13 protein-coding genes are annotated in these 17,092 nt (G+C 64.3%); 1 reads left to right on the top strand and 12 read right to left on the bottom strand.

The genetic code is table 11. The features are described 5' to 3' along the window. Nucleotides 1–5: 5 nt before the first annotated feature. The 4 genes from F4Y38_11365 to F4Y38_11380 form a co-directional block, all read right to left on the bottom strand. On the bottom strand, nucleotides 6–1,727 hold the full coding sequence (locus F4Y38_11365) for a type IIA DNA topoisomerase subunit B (protein MXY49876.1): 1,722 nt from the start codon (nucleotides 1,725–1,727) through the stop codon (nucleotides 6–8). A 703-nt stretch (nucleotides 1,728–2,430) separates the two neighbouring features. Beyond that, complete coding sequence (locus tag F4Y38_11370; GenBank protein MXY49877.1) at nucleotides 2,431–3,588, bottom strand: acyl-CoA dehydrogenase; 1,158 nt, start codon at nucleotides 3,586–3,588, stop codon at nucleotides 2,431–2,433. A 13-nt stretch (nucleotides 3,589–3,601) separates the two neighbouring features. Continuing rightward, the gene (locus F4Y38_11375; GenBank protein ID MXY49878.1) at nucleotides 3,602–4,876 is read right to left on the bottom strand and encodes an acetylornithine deacetylase/succinyl-diaminopimelate desuccinylase family protein; all 1,275 of its coding nucleotides are present in this window, start codon (nucleotides 4,874–4,876) and stop codon (nucleotides 3,602–3,604) included. Nucleotides 4,877–4,911: 35 nt separating this feature from the next. Then, nucleotides 4,912–5,907, bottom strand: coding sequence for a nucleoid-structuring protein H-NS (locus F4Y38_11380; protein MXY49879.1), 996 nt, complete (start codon nucleotides 5,905–5,907; stop codon nucleotides 4,912–4,914). Nucleotides 5,908–6,202: 295 nt separating this feature from the next. Between F4Y38_11380 and map the strand changes: the two genes are divergently transcribed. Next, a complete protein-coding gene (gene map / locus F4Y38_11385; protein MXY49880.1) occupies nucleotides 6,203–7,003 on the top strand; it encodes a type I methionyl aminopeptidase in 801 nt (266 codons plus the stop codon). 71 nt (nucleotides 7,004–7,074) lie between these two features. Here map and F4Y38_11390 read toward each other — a convergent pair whose 3' ends face one another. The 8 genes from F4Y38_11390 to F4Y38_11425 all read right to left on the bottom strand — a co-directional run bounded on the left by F4Y38_11390 (nucleotide 7,075) and on the right by F4Y38_11425 (nucleotide 17,030). Beyond that, a complete protein-coding gene (locus tag F4Y38_11390; protein MXY49881.1) occupies nucleotides 7,075–10,311 on the bottom strand; it encodes a GNAT family N-acetyltransferase in 3,237 nt (1,078 codons plus the stop codon). A 28-nt stretch (nucleotides 10,312–10,339) separates the two neighbouring features. After that, nucleotides 10,340–11,788 (bottom strand): sulfatase, encoded by a 1,449-nt coding sequence (locus F4Y38_11395; protein MXY49882.1) that lies wholly within the window; start codon nucleotides 11,786–11,788, stop codon nucleotides 10,340–10,342. Nucleotides 11,789–11,832: 44 nt separating this feature from the next. Then, complete coding sequence (locus F4Y38_11400) at nucleotides 11,833–12,441, bottom strand: DUF4202 domain-containing protein (protein ID MXY49883.1); 609 nt, start codon at nucleotides 12,439–12,441, stop codon at nucleotides 11,833–11,835. Nucleotides 12,442–12,543: 102 nt separating this feature from the next. Then, nucleotides 12,544–12,972, bottom strand: coding sequence for a sigma-70 family RNA polymerase sigma factor (locus F4Y38_11405; protein ID MXY49884.1), 429 nt, complete (start codon nucleotides 12,970–12,972; stop codon nucleotides 12,544–12,546). A gap of 448 nt (nucleotides 12,973–13,420) precedes the next feature. After that, nucleotides 13,421–14,419, bottom strand: a complete 999-nt coding sequence (locus tag F4Y38_11410) for a hypothetical protein (protein ID MXY49885.1) — start codon at nucleotides 14,417–14,419, stop codon at nucleotides 13,421–13,423. 13 nt (nucleotides 14,420–14,432) lie between these two features. Further along, complete coding sequence (gene recO / locus F4Y38_11415) at nucleotides 14,433–15,218, bottom strand: DNA repair protein RecO (protein ID MXY49886.1); 786 nt, start codon at nucleotides 15,216–15,218, stop codon at nucleotides 14,433–14,435. Between the two features lie 34 nt (nucleotides 15,219–15,252). Then, on the bottom strand, nucleotides 15,253–15,729 hold the full coding sequence (locus F4Y38_11420; GenBank protein MXY49887.1) for a septum formation initiator family protein: 477 nt from the start codon (nucleotides 15,727–15,729) through the stop codon (nucleotides 15,253–15,255). Between the two features lie 14 nt (nucleotides 15,730–15,743). After that, nucleotides 15,744–17,030 (bottom strand): phosphopyruvate hydratase, encoded by a 1,287-nt coding sequence (locus F4Y38_11425; GenBank protein ID MXY49888.1) that lies wholly within the window; start codon nucleotides 17,028–17,030, stop codon nucleotides 15,744–15,746. Nucleotides 17,031–17,092 lie beyond the last annotated feature (62 nt).

Genomic DNA, 17,092 nt, shown 5'->3' on the forward strand with positions numbered 1-17,092 from the left:
GGGTCCTATACTTCGTCCAGCAGGTTCTCCACGATGTAGTCCCTGCGCTCGGGCGTGTTCTTGCCCATGTAGAAGGTGAGGGTTTCCGGAATGCTGTGGATGGAACGGACGTTGACCTTCACGAGCCGCATGTCGGAACCGATGAACTGGCCGAATTCGCCGGGCGAGATCTCGCCCAGCCCCTTGAACCGGGTCACTTCCGCCCCGCGAATCCGGTCCAGGGCCGCGTTGCGCTCCTTCTCGCTGTAGCAGTAGACGGTTTCCTTCGTGTTGCGCACCCGGAAGAGCGGCGTTTCGAGGATGTGGACGTGGCCCGCGAGCACCATCTCCTCGAAGTAGCTCAGGAAGAAGGTCATCAGGAGATTGCGGATATGGTAGCCGTCGTAATCGGCGTCGGTCGCGATGATCACCTTGTTGAACCGCAGGTTCGATATCCCGTCCTCGATGCCGAGGGCCATCATGAGATTGTAGAGCTCCTCGTTCTTGTAGATGGCCGCCCGCGTGCGGGAGAAGACGTTCAGCGGCACGCCCTTGAGTCCGAAGATCGCCTGGGTCAGCGGGTCCCGCGCCGAGACCATGGAACCGGCGGCCGAAGGCCCCTCGGTGATGAAGATCGAGGAATCCTCTCCGAACTTCGCGTGATCGAAGTGGTACTTGCAGTCCTTGAAATTGGGGATCTTGATGGCGATACGCCGGGCCGCTTCGCGGGCCTCCTTCTTGACCGCATTCAGTTCCTTCCGCAGACGCTCGTTCTGGGTGATCTTCTCCTGGATCCGCTGGGCGGACTCCTGGTTTTTGTGCAGGAAGTCCACCACGGCACTGCGGATCTCCGAGACGAGCCAGCCCCGGATATCGGTATTGCCCAGCTTGTTCTTGGTCTGGGATTCGAAAATGGGTTCCTTCAGCTTGATGGCGATGGCGCCCGCAATGGACTCGCGGACGTCCACTCCGCCGTAGCTTTTCTTGAAGTATTCGTTGACGCCCTTTAGAATGCCCTCGCGGAACGCGCTCTGGTGGGACCCGCCGTCCGCGGTGTACTGGCCGTTCACGAAGGAGAAGAGCGTCTCGCCGTAGTTGGTGGTGTGCGTGAAGGAAAACTCGATGTACTGGCTTTTGTGGTACGAGGGCTCGTAGAGGACGTTCTCGCCCACCTCGGCCTTGAGGAAGTCCAGCAGTCCGTACCTGGAAACGAATCGCTTCTTGTTGAAGACCAGGCGAAGGCCGCTGTTCAGGCAGGCGTAGTTCCACATGCGGCTTTCGACGTAGTCCGGCTGGAAAGCGTATTCCCCGAAGATCTCCTCGTCGGGCAGGAATTCGACATAGGTGCCGTCCGGCTCGTCCGCGGCGCCCTCGTTCTGCCCGAGGAGTTGCCCCCGCTCGTACACCGCCTCCGCATAGCGCCCGTTCCGGTAGGCCACGACGCGGAAATCGACGGAGAGGGCGTTGACCGCCTTGGCGCCCACGCCGTTCAGTCCCACGCTGAACTGAAAGACCTCGTCGTTATACTTGGCGCCCGTGTTGATGATCGAAGTGCACTCCACGACCTTGCCGAGGGGAATCCCGCGGCCGAAGTCGCGGACGCGGACCCGGTCGTCTTCGATGGACACGTCGATCTGCCGGCCGTGGCCCATGATAAACTCGTCCACGGCGTTGTCGATCACTTCCTTGAGGAGGACGTAGATGCCGTCTTCCGGATCGCTGCCGTTCCCGAGCCGGCCGATATACATGCCTGTACGGAGCCGGATGTGTTCCAGCGACGAGAGGGTCTTGACCTTGCTTTCGTCGTAGACGGCGGCGTCCGTAGCGCCCTCTGCGGCCGCGGCGACTGGAGATCCGTTGCCGTCGACGGACCGTTCGGCCGGAGAACCGTTGTCGTCGGGCCGTGCGGACGGAGATCCGTTTCTTTCATCCGGTCGCGCGCCGTTTTCCGATTCGACCGGTTTTCGGTTGGTCGCGGCACCGCTGCCGCGCGAACCGTTCCCGTTGCCGGACCGGCCGTTCGCCCCTTCTTCCCGCGGCGTGAGCAGGTCGAGCTGGGTGTTCCGGTCCTCTCCGCTTCTCGAACCGTTCCGGGTCGCCATGGGTCCTTTCCCGATAGCAGATGACTGTAAAACACTACGTGGGCGGCCATCCTCCATGCCGCGCGGGCGGCCAATCCCTCCGAGGCGCGGACATTAGAACATGTCGTGTCAAGCCATGCAGTTAGCACAATATATGGCCGTATGCCGCACATGTCAATATACGCTGTATGGCCGTATGCCGCGCATGACAATATACGCTACGTCTGTTTGGTAATTTGTCAAGGAAATCCATACCCGTGCGGGTACCATTGCGCGTGCCGGCTTGTAAGACTTGTGATGGGATCAGGGCGCATGGGACGGACGTCCCGGGACCAACTGCCGGACGCCCTAGGACCCGGCACCGTCCGGTCTAGGACCCGGCGCCGTCCGACTTGAGGATGTTCCGCGAGATGACGATCTTCTGGGCTTCGGAGGTGCCTTCGTAGAGGGTGGTGATCCGTGCGTCGCGGTAGAAGCGTTCCACGTCGAAGTCGCGGATGTACCCGTAGCCGCCATGAATCTGAATGGCCTCGTTCGTGATCCGAATCGAGGCCTCGGACGCGTACAGCTTGGCCATGGACGACGCCGTGATGTAGTCCTGCCCGGCGTCCTTGAGCCACGCGGCCCGGTAGGTCAGCAGGCGCGCCGCCTCGAGTTCGGTCGCCATTTCCGCCAGCTTGAAGGCGATCGCCTGGAACTCGGCGATGGGCTTGCCGAACTGGGTCCGTTCCTTTGCGTACCGCACGGAAGCGTCGTAGGCTCCCTGCGCGATGCCCAGGGCCTGGGCCGCGATGCCGATGCGGCCGCCGTTTAGTATGGACAGCGCGATGTTCAGCCCCCGGCCTTCCTCGCCCAACAGATTAGTCTGCGGCACGCGGCAATCCTCGAATAGAAGCTCGCTGGTATCCGAACCCCGGATGCCGAGTTTCTGCTCCTGGCGGCCGACGGTGAAACCGGGGATTCCTTTCTCCACGAGGACCATGCTGAGGCCGAGATGGCCCGTGCCGGGTGCGGTGGTCACCAGCACGAGGAGGTAGTCGGCGAAACCGCCGTTGGTCACGAAGTGCTTCTTGCCGTTGATGACGTATTCCGTGCCGTCCTTCAGCGCCGACGTGACCGTCGAGCCGACGTCCGTCCCGGCGCCGGGCTCGGTCAGCGCGAGGCAGGCCTGGGCCTCGCCGCGCCCCAGGGGAGGCAGATACGCCTTCTTCTGGTTTTCGGTGCCGAAGGCGAAAACGCCGTCGGCGAAAAGGGAGTTGTTCACCGAGACGCATACCCCGGTCGACGCGCATACCCGCGAGAACTCCTCCACGGCCAGCACGTAACTGAGCGTATCCAAGCCCGCGCCGCCGTACGCTTCGGGAACCATCATGGCCATGAAACCCATCTTGCCGAGTTCCCGGATCGTATCGTAATGCACGGCTTCGCGCTCGTCGATTTCCCGGGCGTGGGGCTTCAGTTTCTCCTCGGCGATCCGGCGGGCGGTGTCCCGCATCATGGCCTGGTCGCCGCTCAAGGCGAATTCCATCGGTTCCCCCTCTTCAGTTCACGCCGAGCAACCGGGCCGCGGTGACCGCCATGACCTCGCAGCTCCGGACTAGATGCTCGATCTCACAGTACTCATCGGGCTGGTGGGCGAGATGGAGCAGTCCGGGGCCGTAGGCGATGCACTGCTTCACCCTTCCCGTGTTGTGGACGTGCTTGTGGTCGTAGGTGCCGGGGCTGGCCACGTGTTCCGCGGGAACGCCGGTCAGGTCCTCGATCGTGCGGGAAGCCGTACCGACCAGCTCGGCGTCCGGGTCGGTCTCGACCGGGCGAACGACCATCAGGTCGGTGAGCTCCGCTTTGAAGTCCCGGTCTTCCGCGGTCAGATGGGCGATCAGCGTCTCGATTTCTTTTTTTACGTCGTCGAAGGATTCCTCAATCAGAAAACGCCGGTCGAAGATGGCGGAGCACCGGTCGGCCACACAGGGCGAGCCCACGCTTCCGTCCGTCTGCCCGCCGGTTATGCCGTTCACGTTGATCGTGGCCCGGCGCGCTTCCGGCGGGTCCACGGGCATTTCCGTTTTGCGGGCGCGAAGGGCCGGCGCGAGGTCCGACGAGACCCGGCTCAGGAAACGCTCCATCTTGTTGATGGCGCTGACGCCCAGAAAGGGCATGCTGCCGTGGGCGGTCCGGCCGATGGTGTCGACCCGGAACCAGTAGACTCCTCGGTGACCCAGGCAGATGCGTCCCGGTCCGAAGGGTTCCGGTATGATCACGTACGAGGTCCGTTCGGGGGAAATGAGTCCCTCGCGGGCAAGGTAGTCCATGCCGGCGAACCCGCCGGTCTCCTCGTCGACCGTCGCGCTGAATTCGAGACTGCCGCGCAACGAGACGCCCGCCTCCCGCACCGCGGCCGCCGCGAAGAGCGCCGCGGCGATGCCGCCCTTCATGTCGCACGCGCCGCGGCCGTATATCCTGCCGTCCTTCACTTCCCCGCCGAAGGGATCGACCGTCCAGTGCTCGCCCGGCGGAACCACGTCGGTGTGGCCGTTGAAATGCAGCGTGGGCATCGGCGAACGGCCGGAAAGCCTGCCCACCACGTTGACCCGGGGGTGTTCTTCGGAATGGTCCGGATGACCGGCGGCGGTCACGTACCGGGTTTCGAAACCCAGCGCGCGCAACCGGTCGCCCACGAGCCGGGCGCAGTCCGGGTATCCGTCACCCGGCGGATTCACGGAGGGTATCTGGATCAACGCCCTTAAAAAACCGATCATGTCGTCGCGGAGGACGCGTACCTGTTCCACGATGCGCTGTTCGAGCGGGGTTATCATGGGCTTGCAGGGGAGGCCGGGTTCCGGGCGCCGGGTCAGCCGGCGTCCTCCATCTCGTCGTAGAATCTGGCCATGCTGCCCCGTTCCTTCGCCGCGTTGAACCGCATGCCCGACCGGGGATGCTGGTTCATGAGGCCCGTGATCATGTAGGGAATGTCGAACCCCCACATCAGTTCGTGCCGCATCGGCTCGACGTGGTACTGTATGCAGTCCAGCAGCGGACGCAGGCGGAACTTCGGGTTGTGCAGGAATCCGACGATCAGTTCCATGGGGCAGTTGCCGGCGCCGCGGCCGAGACCGCCGAGGCTGGCGTCCAGGTAGTTCGCCCCGCGGATCAGCGCCTGAATCGTGTTGGCGAAGGCCAGTTGCTGGTTGTTGTGGGCGTGGATGCCCACCTCTTTGTCGGTAGACTGCAGGGCGTTCAGGAACTTGTCCACGAGCGCTTCGATCTGTTCGCTGTAAAGGGCGCCGAAGCTGTCCACCACATAGATGGCGTCCACCGGCGACTCGACGAGCATGGAGAGCGCCTCGTCCATTTCGCTTTCCGGAACCGTCGACGCCGCCATGAGGTTCAACGTGGTCTCGTAGCCCTTCTCGTGGGCGTCCTGGATCATGTCCAGCGCCAGCGGAATCTGGTGGATGTAGGTGGCGATCCGGATCATGTCCAGCACGCTTTCCGCGGCCGGCAGGATATCGGTCTTGTAGTCCGACTTCTCCGCGTCGGCCATCGCCGCCAGCTTGACGGGCGAGTCATTGTCGCCCACGACGCCGCGGATATCCTCTTCGGCACTGAACTTCCAGGGTCCGTGTTCATCGGGGGAGAAGATCTGTCGCGAGTTGATGTACCCGATTTCCATGTAGTCGATCCCGCCGGCGACGCAGGCCTGGTAGACCGCCTTGACGGTATCCGCGTCGAAACGGTGGTCGTTCATCAGGCCGCCGTCCCGTATGGTGCAATCGATGAGCTTGATCTCCGGCCGGTAGGTCAGCCACTTACGCGTGGGTGCTTCGTTGAGTGCCGATTGGTCCATGATCCTGTTCACTTCACTCCTGTTTACCGGTGAATCCGCCTGGTTTGCCTTGACGGCCGGGAATAACGGGGCCGTTCCGCGACAGAACATATACGACACCCGCACGCGGGACAAGGTATTTCAAGCGGCGCGCGGAAGTCAGGCGCATCGGTTCGACGTATCCGGCTGAATGCCCTTGACTAATACGCCTTCCCGCTTATCATGCAAGTTGCGTTGCGGGCCGTGCCGGTCAGGTGCGCAACCGGACGCGCGGGGCATTAGACGATTGCGGGCAGGACTTCGCATGGCAAGGGCTATGGGTATCATTCTCAAGACCGAAAAGCAGATCGAGACCATCCGCCGCAGCGGCCAGGCCGCGACCGCGACGCTGCAGCGCATGGGCGAAGCCGTCAGGCCGGGCGTCGCGACCTCAGAACTGGACCGGATCGCCCGCAAAATGATCCGGGACTACGGAGGCACCTCCTCTTTCCTCGGGTACCGGCCCAGCTACCATCCGCCCTTTCCCGCCACCATCTGCGCGTCCATCAACGATGAGATCGTGCACGGCATCCCCAGTCCGCGACGCAAAGTCGAGGAGGGGGACATCCTCAGCCTCGATTTCGCCATGATCATCGACGGATACCACGGCGATACGGCCTTCACCTTCCCCGTCGGCCGAATTTCACCGGAAGCGCGGCGGTTGCTGGACGTCACGCGGGCATCGGTGTTCAAGGGGATCGAGGAAGCGAAGCCGGGGAACCGCATCGGCGATATCGGGCACGCCGTGCAGCAATACGCGGAATCTCACGGATACTCGGTGGTGCGGGACCTGTGCGGCCACGGGATCGGCCGCAGTCTCTGGGAGGAACCGCAGGTCCCCAATCACGGCAGGCCGCAACGCGGCATCCGGCTCAAACCGGGCATGGTCATCGCCATCGAACCCATGGTGTGCGCGGGCGCGCACCGGATCCGGGTCCTCGACGACGAATGGACGACCTCCACCGCCGACGGACGGCTGTCCGCCCATTTCGAACACACGGTAGCGATCCTGTCCGACGGTCCCGAGATCCTGACGGAGAACACCGACCTCTGGGGTTCGAACGGCCTGCCGGGATGACGTGATTCGGCTGGTACGGTCGGTCCGGTCGGCCCGGTTCTACTTTTCGGGCCTCCCCGGCTGTGCAGGTATCATCGCAGATCCTTCAACACCGTGTATCGCCGCGCTTCTTCTCGCGATCCGGCCAAGACCAGGTAAGCGGTATCCTCGCTGACTCCGCGGGCGGCCACCTCGTGACCCCGCATGAGCTTCAGGTGGCCTCCGTCGGCGCCCCAACTGTCCATCCGGACGCCGCTCCCCGGCGAAACGAGTACGAATGTCCGCCCGGTGCGCGGGTTGGCGGCGGCGGCCCAGTGTCCGCCATCCTGTTCGACATACCACGGGCGCCGCTTCCGCTCGCCGTCCGCCGAGAACAGAACGGTGTCGGCCATCTCGCCGTCGGGCTTCAGGAACAGATGCCATCCGCCCCTCAGCCGCCGGTGCGCGGCGCTCTCGTTCAGCAGCCTCCATACCAGTTTGATTACCGGACCGCCCCCCAGGGTCAGAGTATCGAGTTCCAGGGTCAGGCCGCGGGACGCCTCATTGGACAACGCCACCCGCTGGCGCAGGCCCGTCCATTCGAGACCCCGGGCGCGATAGGAGACCGGCTCCGCGGCGAACGTCTCGTCCTCGAGAGACGCCGTCCAGGACATGCGGTCCGATACGATCTCGGGCTGCAGCCCGCCATACCAGGGGTAGCTCCATCCGAAGGCTTCGGGTTGGGGAAAGGCGGTAGCAAGGTGGTTGCATTCGCCGCCGGCATCCCGGATGGCGCTCACGGATCCGAGGAAGGAGGGAGCCACGTCGATTTCGAGCCGCTGGTTTCGAATGGTATACACCCTGTGACCCCCGGATTCGACCTCATCGACTTCCACGGCCGATCCGTCCGTCATCCGGACGAGGGGCAGCTCGACCTCCGCGCCGCGCTCCCCGCTGTCCAGCACCATGCGGCCGGTGTAGACGCCGGGCGGCCGCGACGTGGAAAGGCGCACCGAACCATCGAAGGGTTGCCGCCAGTCGATCTCGGAGAACGAAACCCACGGCGGGTCGCACCGCCACCCGTCGGGCATGACGAAGGAAACGGTCCCGCTGGCCTTACGGGACTTCCACTGCGCAATCCGGAAACGGAGGTCGGTCTCGTCTCCGCTTACCACGGCTACGGGCGGATCGGTCGTCGCCTCGAATTCGTCCAGGATCCGCGGGGCGGACTCGCCTTCTCCGACCGGTTCCCCCCGGATACGCCGCCACAGCCGGCGCACGCCTTGCCAGCCGCCGTCCCCGACGCGCAGTCTCAGGGCGCCGAAGGAGACGCGGGACTGGGGCGCGCAGGTCGTCTCCACGCTCACCGACTGGAATTCAAAACCGTTCCATTCGACCTCGTCCAGGCCGTCGGGCCACAGAACCCCCATCGTTCCGTGGGGCATTTCGTAAGCGCCCCACGATTCCGCGTAGCTGTCGCCCATCTTGAAATCGTAATCGTCCGGCGCGGACCGATCGCTGCAACGGGCCTTGAGGATTCCTTCCCGAAGCGGCAGCGTCAGCGCCGCCTGATCCGCGCCACCGTTCGTGACGAACTGGTAGAGGTGGGAGGTGCGGGGGTCGAAGCCGGTATTCTCCAGCGTGTGCTCCACGGTGATGACCGGCCCGGCGTTCAACCGGATGATCCGGCTGAAGACGAGGCCGGGGGCCCTTCGGGGTGCATAGGTTGCCGTGAGGACCACGCCGTTCCCATCCCCTTCGGCTTTCAGCTTGAAGTCCGACTCGCTGTATTCGCTGGGCCACTTCGGCGGTATGGGACGCCCGCCTTCCGTTCCCAGATGCCTCCCAGTGGCCCGGTCGCTGATCTTCAGTTGGCCGCCCTCGGCCTCCAGGTTTGCCCGGAAGATCTCGTTCTCGAACCGTATCGCGCCGTCCTGGTGGTACAACATTCCGCCCGGCGCCAAAGCGAAGACGGCGTGTTTCGCATCCGCCAGGTCGACCGGTCCGCCCTCCCGTTCCAGTCGGCCCGACAGGGTAAGTCCGAACACGCCCGGGCGGTCCGCCTCGAGGACGATTTCGAATCCTCCGTATCCCCGGGCGGGCACCGCGACGGATCGTGCGGTCCGGTCCACCAAGAGGCCGTCCGATGCCGTGATGCGGACCTGCGCTTCGACGTCTTCGGCCAACTGGCTGTGCAGGTTTACGCGCACCGGACGCGGCGCGCCGGGAGCCAGGGTGATCTCCCCGGGATCGATGGAAACAGACATCTCGACCCGCGGCCGGATACCGGTGGCGAGGTCGATGAGAAGATCGTCCCAACGTATGCTGGTGCGCACCCTCGGCGCAGTCTTTTTAACGTCCACGGTTTCGGCTTTGGCCGACACACTCACCGGCGCTTCCAGGGAGATATTCTCGCCGGGTCCCAGCGTCTTCCGGCAGTGGTAGTCGATGGACAGGTCGCCCGTCTCTTTCGCCGTTAACGCGACGGAGGCGGGAACGTCCTTCCGGTTCTCCAGTTTCCACCGAAGGACCGTCTGCCCGCCCCGCACCGGCTCGATGTCGTCCACCGTCGCCCAGGCGGACAAATCCGCCGTCTCCACCGCGGTCACGTGCCGGGCTTCGCGGTCCACCCGGACCGTCAGTCCCTCCCGGTCCCCGGCGGACCCGGCTTTATCGGATGGCGGCGTCCGTTCGGCAGATGCGGCTACATCCGCGCCAGACCCGGTACCGCCGACAGAGGCCGCCGTCCCCCCGGCCGTAAACCGGTAGGTAAAAACCCGCAGCCCTTCCCAGGTTTCGTCGTCGGGATACTGGTCGATCCGCCGCTCCAGGGATTCGTACCAGTCGTGCCGGTCGAAGAAGTACCGCGTACAGGGCATCTCGAGGATGGCGGGCATGTAGTTGCGCATTATCGGCCAGCCTCCGGCGTCCCAGAAGAAGCCCGTCCGCTTGTAAGGCGCCATCGCCTTCACGTTCCCCGACCAGGTATCGAGGTCGAGATGGTACTTCTTGTCTTCGATGGCCTTCTCCACCGAGCGGACGAGCAGCCGCCGGCCGATGCTCCTGCCCTGGAAGCGCGGGGAGACGTTCAACAGCGCGAGGTAGAGGGCCTCGCCGTCGTCCTTGTCGTATACCAGGGAACAGTACCCGCCGATCTTCTCCCCTTCGGCCCAGACGAAGACCGCGGTGTATTCCTCCTTTTCGTGCCAGTCCCGGATGTCCCGCGCCGTCGTGGGCACGCCGCTGTTCCAGGTGCCGGGCCATTCGCCGTCGCTTTCGTTCCACATTTCGGCGATCGCGACGGCATCCCGCACGGGGTCGATCAACCTCAGATTGGCTTGTTCCGCCATCGTCAACTCCTCACTATCTACTTTCTATCTACTCACCATCACAAGTTGTCCCGCCATGTTCCGGCCTACTGCGTCGATCAGGCGGGGAAACCACATGGTCGTGGGGGATCGCTCCGGCTTCGTTCACTTCATAGCCGAACTTCTCCAGGTAATGGCCGGCGGGAAGCAGTGCGTCGCCCCGCCGATCCATCTCTTTCTGTAACTGGCCGTCCAGCCGGCGCTGCAGGTCGGCGTGTTCCTCTCGGCCAGCCAGGTTTGACAGCTGGCAGGGATCCTCCCGGTTGTCGTACAGCAGCCAGGGCCCGTCGAGATTGCGTACATAGGTGTGTCCGGCGCTCCGGATGCCCCGCCAGGGCTGGCCCCGGTATTCCGAGAAGGGCGCGATGCTCATGATATAGGCGGCATCGTTGCCCGTAAAGGCCTCGCCCCGCACCGCCGGGGCGTGGTCCAGGCCCTCGCAGGTATCGGGGACGGGGATGCCCGCCAGGCCGAGGAGCGTCGGCATGATGTCCACCACGTTGAAGGGGGTGCCGATCCGGGGTCCCGCATGGGCCCGGTCCGACTGGTCCCGGTCCGACTGGTCCGGGCAACGCATGACGAAGGGAACGCGGATGGACTCGTCCCAGGGGTGCTGCTTGCGCTGGCGGCCCTGGGACCCAAGCATGTCGCCGTGGTCCGAAGTATATACGAAAACTGTTTCGTCCATCAGTCCCTGTTCTTCGAGGACGCCGCCGAGCCGCGCCAACTGGTCGTCGAGGGCCGTGATATGTGCGTAATATCCCGCCAGGTCGGTCCGGGCAGGATCGGGACAGTTGGGACGCACCTCCACTTCCTCCGGCGGGTACATGTCGAGGTAGCGGCCGGGCACGGCGTCGTAGGGATTATGCGGCGGCCCCCACGACAGCACCAGCGCAAAGGGCCGGTCCTGCTTCCGATCCTGGCTCCGATCCCGTCTCCGGTCCCGTCCCCGGGTGCGCAGGTATTCGATGGCCAGGGAAGTCTGCGCCTCCGCATCGTACCCGTTCCAGTACAGCGGCGCTTCCGAATCCCGGTAGTACAGGGAGTGCATGTAGTCGTGGGTGCAGTTGCCCACGGCCCAGAAATCGAACCCCTGCCTGCGGGGTCCGGGCGGCGTGAATCCGCCCCGGGACGGACCGTCGAGATGCCATTTCCCGATGTAGGCCGTGTCGTAGCCCGCCGCGCGCAGGACCGTGCCCAGGGTCGGTCGGTCCGTCGGAAGCCGCACGTCGTTCATGAACATGCCGGTCGTCAACGGATACTGTCCGGTCAGAAAAGCCGCCCGCCAGGGCGTGCAGACCGGGATGTTGGCGACCGCCAGGTCGAAGACGACGCCCTCGTCGGCCATGCGGTCCATGAACGGCGTCCGCACCTGGCAGCTGCCGCCGAAGCCGGTGCTGCACCATCGGTGCTGATCGCTAAACACGAAAACGATATTCCTGGCACGGTGCTTGGACATGGATCGCTACCTCCGTGTTACGCGGTTACGCTACCCGGCCGCCGTTACGTGCGCCGGCCCGTCCGGGCGACCCGGACCGCCCGGTCCAGCAACGACTTCAACGCGGGAGTAAAGTCGATATCCCGCACCGCCTCCCGACCCGCGGAGGACATCTTCTTCCAGGTCTTCGCCAGGATTTCGACCAGTTTTTCTTCTCTGTGCTTCTTCGAAAACGCGGGCAGATAGTGCCGGAGAAACACCAGGCAGGCGACGTCCTCGAGGGCCTGCGCCTCGGGGTCCGACTTGAAGCGTTCTTTCCGGACGAGGGCCTGCACGCGGTCTACGAGGGCGTCGTCATAGCCGGCATCCCGCAGGATGGCGCCCGCGGTCTGGGCGTGGTACCAGGCCAGTTCCGTGCGCCACTGCCGGTAACCGAGCCGGCCCACGGGAAAATCACTGCGGGGAATCTTCCACCGTTGGATGTGCTGGCAGCGCACGGCCAGCCGCAGTGCTTCCGACGCGCCGGGCGCCAGGTCTTCAAGGCAGGCCGACATCCGCAAGCCGTACAGGAGCGCTTTCGGCATCGGCCGGCCGTCGACTTCTTCGGATTCCGGGTCGGCGCCGTTCGCGGCGTCGATGCGTTCTATGGCTTCCGAAAATCGATCATGGTCCATCTATTCAGTCGCTTTCACCATTTAGTGGTTTTCACCAAAAAGCCGCCGGATGATGATTCCGGCGGCTTTGGGTAGTGGCATGAAGCGTTACGGGATCGTGTTTCAGGCGGACATGGCGAGCTGTTCGCTGTATTCGTGCGTCTCGAACTTCCGCTCGGCCGGTTGGAAATCGATGCCGTGCCGGGCGCACAGCTTGCGCAGCTTGTTTACCGCGCCGCCGATGTGCTTTCCGCCCCGGCAGATCCCGAACAGGTGCTGGCTCACGACCCTGCGGGAGATACCCAGGATCTCCGCGGTCTCCTGCTGGGTCTTCTGGTAGATGAAATACAGCACCACGACCTCGCACTGTTTCTGGGTCAGATACTGGGAGAGGAAATCGTAGACCGCATCGGCCAGTTCGTCCACACGGTCTTCGCGCTGGTACCTGTGCACCCGATCCTCCCCCGTCTCGTACCAGATATTCGCTTCATTGGGATATTGCTCCAGGTCAACCTGGTCTAATCGGATTTCCCAGAATTCTGGATTATACATGAAGTGATTCTACCTCCGGTTCGAATCGTTAAAGGACAAAAAAACACCGCGTGACGTAGGTCTCGCGGCTCCGGAGGACGTGCGTCAGTTTCCCTGATCGGGTCCGGGACTCAGGGAATGTCCCAACAACACTCCGGAGACGAGAACGGCGTGCCTGCGTCAGAGACGAAGGTCTTCGGACGCGCGATGGACCGCGCTGCAAGGTATCTTCCTGCCATTTTGATGCCTCCTTTTGTGGGATTCAACCCGGGGAGGACGGTCGAAACGAACTGCTGTGATCATCGAGCCGTCCATGGTTTCAGCGAACTGTGTTCCCGCGGGTGCGACGACGGTATCTACATATCTACATTACGGATGCACTTATATACACTCCGGATGCACATTTTCTTCGAATCATTCGCAAAAATACATCAAAGGCGGAATCTCGTCCGACCCGGTTCCGTTCTGGCTAACGCCGAAGCCCCGATCCGGTTCCCTCGACCTGCGCTTTCAGGTCGTCCCGGGTGAACCAGTTGAGCGGTCCGGGAATGGAACAGGCCAGCGAAGCCGCGGCGCTGCCGTACTGGAGGGCGGAACGGGTGCCGTCCTCCAGGCAGCCGAGGAGATAACCCGCCGCGAAGGCGCTCAGCGCCCCGTCGGTATCGACCGCCTTGATCTCCCCCGTTCGCTCCTCGAAGGACTCTCCGGACGGGGTAACCGCGACGGCGGACCAGTCCGCGGCCCCTTCGGCGGTCAAGCCCTGCTCCACGACCGCCGCGTGCTTCGAAGCGAACCGGTTCCGCGCCAGGTCGGCCGCCGTGTCCAAAGGGCCTTCGAAACCCCAAGTCGTCTCCAGGGTCCGCCGTGTCGTCACGAGGATGCCCGCGGTTTCCACGAGTCCGAGCACGCTGCCGCCGACCGGGGCGTTGAGACGCTCCATGTCCGGAACGTCCAGCAAGATGCTGACCGGGTGGTCCGCGGCCCGGGCGTACTCGAGGGCGGATTCCAGCCGTCTGGCGTTCGCGGCATCGAGCATCGGCTCCGTGAGATCCAGGTGAAGGACGGCCGCGTCGCGGGCCGCGGCCCAGTCCTCCGCGACGGGAGGGGCAGCACGAAAGGCGGTACCGTCCATGTCGTACCAGCACCGGGCCGGCCGGGGCGCGCTGCCCGTCTCGGCGTAGCACAGCCCGGTGCGGCCCCCGGGCACGCGGACTACGTGCCGGGTGTCCACACCGTGCTCCCGGACCTTGTTGACGAGTTTCATGCCCAGGGGCGTATCGCCCACGGTGGAAAGCCAGGCCGTCCGCAGGCCAAGCCTTGCGAGACCGACCGCGGCTTCCAGTGCGCCGCCGGACACGGCCGCGTCGAAGCCGCCGGCCTGCTCGAACCGCTCCCGCCCCCTCGGGGTAAGGCGCAGAAATCCCTCGCCCCAGGTCACCACGTCGTAACTTTTATCACGCTTCCTCATGGCTTGCGCTCCCTCATGGCTTGCGTTCCCGCCCGTCCTCCTCGATGGACTCCAGGAATTTCAGCGACTTCAACTCCCGCCCGTCATCCATCTGGTACAGGTAGAAGGCGCGGATGGCGCGCTGGATCTCCCGGCGGGACGTGCCGACGGGTTTCAGCCGGGGCAAATGCTCCAGTGGCATTTCGCGAACATGGGACAGCAACCGGGTGGTGCCCAGGGAGAGCTGCATGGCCTCGCCGTCCTGCGCCTGGCAGTCCCGGCACAGGACCCCGCCCAGGGACGGACTGAACCGGACCGAGGCTTCCTCCGGGCGCTCCCCGCAACCCAGGCAGGCGGCGAACTCCGGACCGGTGCCGTAGACGTCGGCAAATTCGATCTGAAAGCGCCAGAACAGCATTTCGCACGCGTCCGCGGACAGCTGGTCGATCGCTTCAAGCGTGCGGAAAATCAGAGCGAAGAGTTGCTCGCCGGGCTCTTCGCCTAGGACGAGCCGGTTCACCAGTTCACATACGGCGCTGGCATAGGCCACCTTCGTCAGGTCTTCCCCGATTCGCCTGAAGTACGGTCCCGCCTCGACTTTCGAGAGATTTTGCAGTTCACGGTTCTCGCGATGGTTGTACGATACGGTGATCACGCGAAGCGGTTGGAGCGAGGACGCCATCCTGCTCTTCGGTTGCCGCGCCCCGCGGGCCACGAGCTTCACCTTTCCGAACGCACGCGCGTATACCGTGACCAGGAGACTGGTATCTCCCAGCGGGATTCGATTCAGAACGATGGCTTCCGAGGATCGTATGGCCATGAGGAGGCCCGGTGGTTACCGGGAGGAAACCGTTTCAGCGGCCGGGATCGGACGTCCTGACTTCGGTGGAATCCGTTTCGGCGGAATCTACTTCGGCGGAATCCGTTTCCGCGGGGAATCGGTATATCAACTCGTCTTCCCGGACCATGCCGTGTTCCTCCCGGGCCCGCCTCTCCAGTTCGAAGCGCGTTTGGTCGTCCGTCTCGGCATCGCCCTCCAGCAGTTCCAGTTCGCCGGTCAGCACGCGCTCCCTGGATTCCCATTCCTTCAAGTCGGCCTGCAACCGGGATCGCTGCTCCTTGAGTTTCCACATGTTGTACCAGCCGTAATCTCCAGCGATAAATACGTAGCCGAACACGACGGCGATCACGCCGAGGACGATCCACCTCAGCCGGGTCCGCTTCCTGGGCAGCCGGCGCCGCCCGGTCGCAAACGCCCTCGAGGCATCGGATGCTGCCGAGGCATCGGACGACGCTTCGGAATCGGATTTGAAAGGCCCCGTATCGGTCATGGGACGTGCTCCGCCTATGAGGCCCGGCGCAGGATGGACCGGCCCGCGTACCTGGCCCGGTCGCCGAGTTCTTCTTCGATCCGCAGCAGCTGGTTGTACTTCGCGGTCCGTTCGGAACGGCAGAGGGAACCGGTCTTGATCTGGCCGGCCGATTTCGCCACCGCGATATCCGCGATCGTCGTGTCTTCCGTCTCTCCGGACCGGTGGGAAATCACCGCCGTGTATCCCGAGGACTGCGCCATGTCGATGGCTTCGAAGGTCTCCGTCAGCGTGCCGATCTGGTTGATCTTGATCAGAATGCTGTTGGCCACGCCGCTTCGGATGCCCCGGGAAAGCCGGCCGGTGTTGGTCACGAAGAGGTCGTCGCCGACGAGCTGCACTTCATCGCCAAGCCGGTCGGTAAGCCTTTTCCATCCGTTCCAGTCGTCCTCCGCCAGGCCGTCTTCGATGGAAACGACGGGATACCTGCCGGCAAGGTCAGCGTAGTATTCGATCAACTCCTCCGCGGTTTTCTCGGGCCGGGCTTCCGCTTCCAGCCGGTATTTGCCCGTTTCGTGGAACTCCGAAGCCGCCGCGTCGAGGGCGATCGCCACATCGGCGCCCGGCTCGTAACCGGCATCGGAAATGCCCGACTTCAGCATCTCGACGGCCTCCGCGTTCGATGAGAGGTCCGGGGCGAAACCGCCTTCGTCGCCCACGGCGGTCGCGTAACCGTTCTTCAGGAGCACCGCCTTGAGGCTGTGGAAGACCTCGGCGCCCATGCGCAACGCCTCGGCGAAGGTGGAAGCGCCCACGGGCATGATCATGAACTCCTGCAGATCCACGTTGTTGTCGGCGTGAGATCCCCCGTTGAGGATATTCATCATGGGAACGGGGAGCTGGCAGGCCCCGTCGCCTCCGAGGTACCGGTACAACGGCAGGCCGGCCGCTTCCGCCGCCGCGCGGGCCACCGCCAGCGACACGCCGAGGATGGCGTTGGCGCCGACGACGTCCTTGTTGTCCGAACCGTCGAGTTCGATCATGGCGCGGTCCACCCCGGCCAGGTCGGTTCCGTCCCGGCCGCGCAGCGCCGCGGCGATCTCACCGTTGACGCTGGCAACGGCGCCGAGCACGCCTTTGCCGAGGTAGCGCGACCCGTCACCGTCGCGGCGCTCGTGCGCCTCGTGGGCGCCCGTCGAAGCGCCCGACGGGACAATCGCCCGCCCGAAGGCGCCGCAGGACAGCCGCACCTCGGCCTCGACCGTGGGGTTCCCCCTGGAGTCCAGGATCTCTCGACCTCGAATGGAAACGATATCCGTCATGCGGGTACTTTCCGTTTCGCGGTCCGGGGTATCGCGGTCCGGACGCAATTCACTGCTTCAAC

The sequence above is a fragment of the Gemmatimonadota bacterium genome, from assembly GCA_009838645.1.
In the GTDB taxonomy this organism is placed as follows: Bacteria; JAAXHH01; JAAXHH01; order JAAXHH01; family JAAXHH01; genus JAAXHH01.

Coding starts and splice junctions, on each gene's coding strand:
- F4Y38_11395 (MXY49882.1), bottom strand. CDS start 11,788: ATGTCCAAGCACCGTGCCAGGAATATCGTTTTCGTGTTTAGCGATCAG.
- recO (MXY49886.1), bottom strand. CDS start 15,218: ATGGCCATACGATCCTCGGAAGCCATCGTTCTGAATCGAATCCCGCTG.
- F4Y38_11365 (MXY49876.1), bottom strand. CDS start 1,727: ATGTATATCGGCCGGCTCGGGAACGGCAGCGATCCGGAAGACGGCATC.
- F4Y38_11405 (MXY49884.1), bottom strand. CDS start 12,972: ATGTATAATCCAGAATTCTGGGAAATCCGATTAGACCAGGTTGACCTG.
- F4Y38_11425 (MXY49888.1), bottom strand. CDS start 17,030: ATGACGGATATCGTTTCCATTCGAGGTCGAGAGATCCTGGACTCCAGG.
- map (MXY49880.1), top strand. CDS start 6,203: ATGGGTATCATTCTCAAGACCGAAAAGCAGATCGAGACCATCCGCCGC.
- F4Y38_11375 (MXY49878.1), bottom strand. CDS start 4,876: ATGATAACCCCGCTCGAACAGCGCATCGTGGAACAGGTACGCGTCCTC.
- F4Y38_11410 (MXY49885.1), bottom strand. CDS start 14,419: ATGAGGAAGCGTGATAAAAGTTACGACGTGGTGACCTGGGGCGAGGGA.
- F4Y38_11380 (MXY49879.1), bottom strand. CDS start 5,907: ATGGACCAATCGGCACTCAACGAAGCACCCACGCGTAAGTGGCTGACC.
- F4Y38_11400 (MXY49883.1), bottom strand. CDS start 12,441: ATGGACCATGATCGATTTTCGGAAGCCATAGAACGCATCGACGCCGCG.
- F4Y38_11420 (MXY49887.1), bottom strand. CDS start 15,729: ATGACCGATACGGGGCCTTTCAAATCCGATTCCGAAGCGTCGTCCGAT.
- F4Y38_11390 (MXY49881.1), bottom strand. CDS start 10,311: ATGGCGGAACAAGCCAATCTGAGGTTGATCGACCCCGTGCGGGATGCC.
- F4Y38_11370 (MXY49877.1), bottom strand. CDS start 3,588: ATGGAATTCGCCTTGAGCGGCGACCAGGCCATGATGCGGGACACCGCC.